We start from the raw sequence: 2014 nt of genomic DNA on the forward strand, positions 1-2014 counted from the left end.
TGGGGGGTGAGGGTGTTGATCTCATCGATGAAGAGGACACCTTTGTGTGAGCGGTGGATGGCACCTGCCTCCACACGGTCATGCGAGGGGGTTTCCAGTCCGCCTGACTGGAAAGGATCGTGCCTGACATCGCCGAGGAGAGCACCTGCATGTGAGCCGGTTCCGTCTATAAAGGGAGCCTTTGAATCCGGGGATGTCGATACGAGAAGTTTTGGAACCATCACATCATCCCGCGGCATCATCGTCCTGAATGCGAGGAAGATGAAGGCAACAGCGATGATGCCCATCAGGAGCATCCCGGAGATGAGGGCATATCCGATGATACCAAAGACGAGCATCAGCATCAGCATATTCCGCATCTGGGCCCTTTTCCGTGACTCCATCTTATGGGCGGCAACGATCTCCTTGCCCCTGCCTGCCGGAACGGTCCTGACAAGCGGATTATTATTATCATCCGAGTTTGGATAGACAAGGATGTCCTGCATCTCCTCTTTGGGAAGGAGTTCGGTCATCGCCTTGGCGAGCATCGATTTCCCGGTACCCGGCGTCCCGATCATCATCACGTGCCGACGCTGGATTGCAGCTTTTTTAATTACCTCGACGGCATGCTCCTGGCCGATCACCTGGTCAATGAGGCCTGGCGGCACCTCAATGTCGGCGGTTGTTGCTATCTCGATATCTCCAAAGAGAAGTTCTTCGTTGAAATCTTCTTCTGAAAGCACCACAGTCTCTGTCTCTGTCCCCATTCTGAGATATACCTCACACAAATGTTGAATGCTTATATATCGGAGACCGATAGTTTAAGTAGTTTCAGTACCGGGAGATACAAGCAATGAAGGTCATATATACGGATAAAAGCCAGATTATCGCTTCAAGAGTGGCAGAAAACATTGGGGCACCCCTGGGGGAGGTAAAATTGTCCCGGTTTCCTGATAATGAGTTATATATCCGGGCAGCGGACCTTGATGACAGAACGGTGATTGTATCTTCCCTCCCCGATGCAGAATCCATTGTCGAGCTATTGCTCCTAATCGATGCCTGCGAAGGATCAGAGGTCGCCCTTGTGATCCCGTACATGGCATATGCACGGCAGGATAAGCGGTTCAATGCAGGGGAGCCGATCAGCATTCGTGCAATCGCAGCAGCACTCAGCAGAGGGGTTGAAAGGATCATCACGGTGAATATCCACGAACCGGAGGTGCTGAAGTACTTCAGCGTCCCTGCTGAAAATATCTCGATAGCACCTGCAATCGGGGAGTATCTGGCAGGGACCGGGATTGAAGATCCCCTGATACTCGCCCCGGACGATGGTGCATGGGCATTTGCGAAAGGAGTGGCCGCAGCCCAAGGCTGGGATTGCAATTATCTCAACAAGACGAGGCATTCAGGATTTGAGGTCTCGATCGAGGAGAAAGAGGTAGGGGTTCTTGGGAGGAATGTCATCATCGTTGACGACATCATCTCAACTGGAGGAACACTTGCGACTGCTGCAAAGATGCTTGCGGCTGAGGGGGCAGAGAGCATCTCTGCCGCCTGCGTCCACGGTGTCTTCTCAGGGGGAGGGTATGCCCGCCTGATGGCAGCCGGATTCAGGTGTGTTGCATCGAGCGATACGATTGAGCGGGGCTGTTCCCTCATCTCCGCAGCTCCGGCAATTGCAGAGGCGCTCAGGAGATGATCAGAATTGACGGCGGCATCCTTGAAGGGGGAGGCCAGATCGTCAGGACTGCTGTTGCCCTTGCTGCTGTCTCGGGAGAGGCAGTAGCAATTCTGAATATCCGGAAGAACCGATCTGTTCCCGGCCTCGCCGCCCAGCATGTCGCTGCGATAAAGGCGGCGGCTGCGATATCAGATGCCACAACCAGCGGGGTTTTTGTTGGATCCGGTGAGATCACCTTCCTTCCCGGAAGACCGGAGAGGAAGGATATTACTATTGATATCGGGACAGCCGGGAGTATTCCGCTTGTCCTTTCAACATGGCTTCCCCTTGCTCTCCGAACCGGAGGCAGCATCA

Annotated in this window: 3 protein-coding genes; 2 read left to right on the forward strand and 1 reads right to left on the reverse strand. The window is 53.9% G+C overall.

Annotated elements, in window-relative coordinates:
- Positions 1 to 746, reverse strand: a 746-nt coding sequence (locus QCH34_RS11440) for an ATP-binding protein (RefSeq protein WP_300334279.1), incomplete at its 3' end; no start/stop codon positions are given.
- 86 nt (positions 747 to 832) lie between these two features.
- Between QCH34_RS11440 and QCH34_RS11445 the strand changes: the two genes are divergently transcribed.
- Together QCH34_RS11445 and QCH34_RS11450 are read left to right on the forward strand one after the other, a co-directional pair.
- Positions 833 to 1678, forward strand: a complete 846-nt coding sequence (locus QCH34_RS11445) for a ribose-phosphate diphosphokinase (RefSeq protein WP_300334281.1) — start codon at positions 833 to 835, stop codon at positions 1676 to 1678.
- A partial coding sequence (locus tag QCH34_RS11450) for an RNA 3'-terminal phosphate cyclase (protein ID WP_300334283.1) occupies positions 1675 to 2014 on the forward strand: 340 nt, incomplete at its 3' end. The genes QCH34_RS11445 and QCH34_RS11450, both read left to right, overlap by 4 nt.

Source organism: Methanocalculus sp., assembly GCF_029762515.1.
Classification (GTDB): domain Archaea; phylum Halobacteriota; class Methanomicrobia; order Methanomicrobiales; family Methanocorpusculaceae; genus Methanocalculus.

What these genes read in the sequence shown, in the direction of transcription:
- QCH34_RS11445 (WP_300334281.1), top strand. Translation starts at nt 833, where the DNA reads ATGAAGGTCATATATACGGATAAAAGCCAGATTATCGCTTCAAGAGTG.